Source organism: Pseudomonas sp. P5_A2_2, from assembly GCF_054177685.1.
The window spans coordinates 1-2,749 of record NZ_JBGCUL010000613.1 but is presented as its reverse complement, the minus strand read 5'-3'; the positions used below and the strand labels follow the sequence as shown (position 1 = coordinate 2,749).

General features: G+C 58.2%; 1 protein-coding gene and 1 pseudogene. Both read right to left on the bottom strand.

Annotation, left to right across the window (positions count from 1 at the left end):
- A pseudogene (locus ACXRVY_RS23065) lies at positions 1 to 396 on the bottom strand (hypothetical protein); the annotation flags it as partial.
- A gap of 134 nt (positions 397 to 530) precedes the next feature.
- The gene (locus ACXRVY_RS23060; RefSeq protein ID WP_457265962.1) at positions 531 to 2,744 is read right to left on the bottom strand and encodes an autotransporter outer membrane beta-barrel domain-containing protein; all 2,214 of its coding nucleotides are present in this window, start codon (positions 2,742 to 2,744) and stop codon (positions 531 to 533) included.
- Positions 2,745 to 2,749 lie beyond the last annotated feature (5 nt).

The window sequence follows — 2,749 nt, the reverse complement described above, 5'->3', positions numbered from 1 at the left end:
GGCCATGATATCGAGCGTGACCACCAGATCTTCGGAAAACTCTTGCGCCCCGTTATAAATCGTGAACCGATAAGCCAACCGGTGTTGACCTTCATTACCTACGTTTCTCAACCACGCTTTGGGCAACCAGACAAACTGATCCGAATCCTCGATGGGGGCGCTCCACTCCCGTTTAGAAATCGGGATCGAGGTGTCGTCAACATAGTCAACGAACAGTTCGACTGTTTCCTCGTCGGCCGAGGGATCCGAGTGAGCCGGCACTGTGAACCATACTTTCAAATCGTCATGGGTCAACGTCGCTGGAATCAGGTTCGGCTCCCCTCCCGGCACTTCGGGAAGCAATCCTGACACCTCGGCTTGTGGCATTTTGATATCACTGAAAATACTCATGACCATGAACAAGACTCCTCAGCAAAAGTGCGCCGGAGAAATCATCCAGTCCCCTGAACAACTCTCCCGCGCCCCACGAAAAGAATATTGAATGCACGGTGTAACGGTTTGCCTCAGCCCGGTGACATCAAGTCATCCGACTACCAGTTGTAACGAACACCGACATTGGCGCCCCAAGGCTGCTCGATCTTGTCGCCATTGCTGTAATCAAGATCAACGTGCATCGACACCCTGTCGGTCACAGTCATCGCCACGCCCGCGCCCAACTCGCCGCGAGAACCCGACAAATCATTACTGAAACGGTTGCTGTTGACTTCGACGTCACTGTTCTTGGCGAATTCATGCACGTAAGCGGCGCGCAGATACGGCTGCACCACCTTGCCTTCACTGAGGGTGAAATTGCGTCCGACCGTGGAGCCCAGCTTGGCCAGCAACGAGCGTGAGCGGTCGCCGTCAGCTGACAAGCCATTGTCCAGATCGTATTTCGCGCCCTCGAAGGTCACGGCGGACAGTTGGGTAAACGGCTCGACAAAGTAGTCATCCGCCAGCTTGATGTTTCGCCCAAACTCCAGCGATGCACCGATGCCGTCAGTGTCGTAATTGCCCTTGGTTTTCTTGCCGTCGCTGAGTTGAACGTCAGATTCGTTCTGGAACCGGTTGTATTTGATGACACCGTCGAAGTAATACCCGCTCTGCGCATCCAGCCAGGTGGTATAGGCGCCCAGGTAGTAGCTGTCGACTTCGCCGGTGGTGCCACGGCTCATGTCCAGGTCGGACTGGCTGTAACCGCCCAGCACACCGACCAGCCATTGCCCGCCGCCCATGGGCAGCGGCGCATCGGCACCGAACGAAATGCCTTGCTGGGTTTGCTTGTAGGCCACGCCGGCACTGTCACTCACGTTGTATTTGTTGCCGTAGGCACGGACCCAGCCACCGGCCTTGCCCTGATCCATGCGCACCTCGCCCATGCGGGTGCGCAACGTGCTGAGCTCACCGTACCAGACCGTCGGGGCCGCATTGAACAACGCCATGACCGACTGTGTACCGGGGCTGATCGTCTTTGTGGCCGTATCCAGCACCCAGTCGTTGTCGCCTTGCTTGATCAAGTCGTAGGAAAACGCCCCGAGGTTCACGGCACCACCGGCCAGGGCGAATGTTGCGTCACCCGAGCCGATATGCACCACCGCCTTGGAACCAGCCCCTGCCGGCTCTGTGCCCTGGCTGTCGAGGGCGACAAGATGGTTGCCACTGGCATTGCCAGACACGGTCAGGGTATCCACCTGCCCGGTGGTGAAGTCGTTGTGCATATGGAACGTTCCCCCCGTACCCGACAGGGTTTCCACGGAGAGATTGAAATACTGCCCCGGGTTGCCGAACTGGACGCCACCGCCGTTGAGCGAAAGGTTCTCGACACTACCGTCACCGACCATCACCCAGAGCGCATTGTTGTTGACCGCCAGGTTCTGAACGTTTTCCAGGCGCCCGGTCAGGGTTGCAGACTGGTCGAGCAACACGTCGGCACTGCTGCCGTCGGCCACGACGATATCGCCGACCAGATGGCTGTTGTTGACGTTGAAATTAGCTGCAGAACCGTTGGTGACTTCCAGCAGCGTGCCGTTTCCCCCTTTCAACGTAGAACCGTTCGTGACCGTGATATTGGCCCGCTCGGAGTTGGTTTGGGTCTGGCCGTTGACAATAATGGCCGAGCCACTCAAGCCCTCGACATGGGTCTTGTCAAGAATCAGTGCATTGTTCGCTGGCAGGTTGCCCGCGGTGAACAGGCTGACACCGTTGAGCCCGCCGACGATCGTGCTGCCAGTCGCCTGTACCTTGCCGCCGAAGCTTTGAATACCAATGCCGTCAGCGTTGCGAGCGGTGACCGTGGTGCCGGACTCCAGCGTCAGCTCCGATTGCGCGCTGAGGCTTGCGCCAAACTGGCCGCCGGTGATCTGGCTGGCGCTGACCCGTGCAGTTGAGCCACCGTTGGCCGTGCCGATCAGACGCAATCCAGTGCGATCACTGACGACCCGACTGTTGGTAATGCTCGCCTCACTGTTGGACAGTTCGATGCCGTTGCTTGTACCCAAGGCCGTCGCCGTGGTGCCGTTGAGTGAAAGCTTCGACCCCGTCTCGACACGAATCTGGTTAGTGGCGGCACCGTTGGCCGTCAGACTGGAACCGCCTCGCACCAACCAACTGTCCTGCGTCGTGGTTGCGTCGATGGTCATGGAGGCGCCATTTTCAATCGTTGAAAGTGCCAGCGCGCACGGACTGATCAATAGCATCGGCGCAAAGGTGGCAAGCTTGAGCTTGCGTGCGAGCGGCGAAAATGAAAATGAATGTCTGACGTACATGAGGT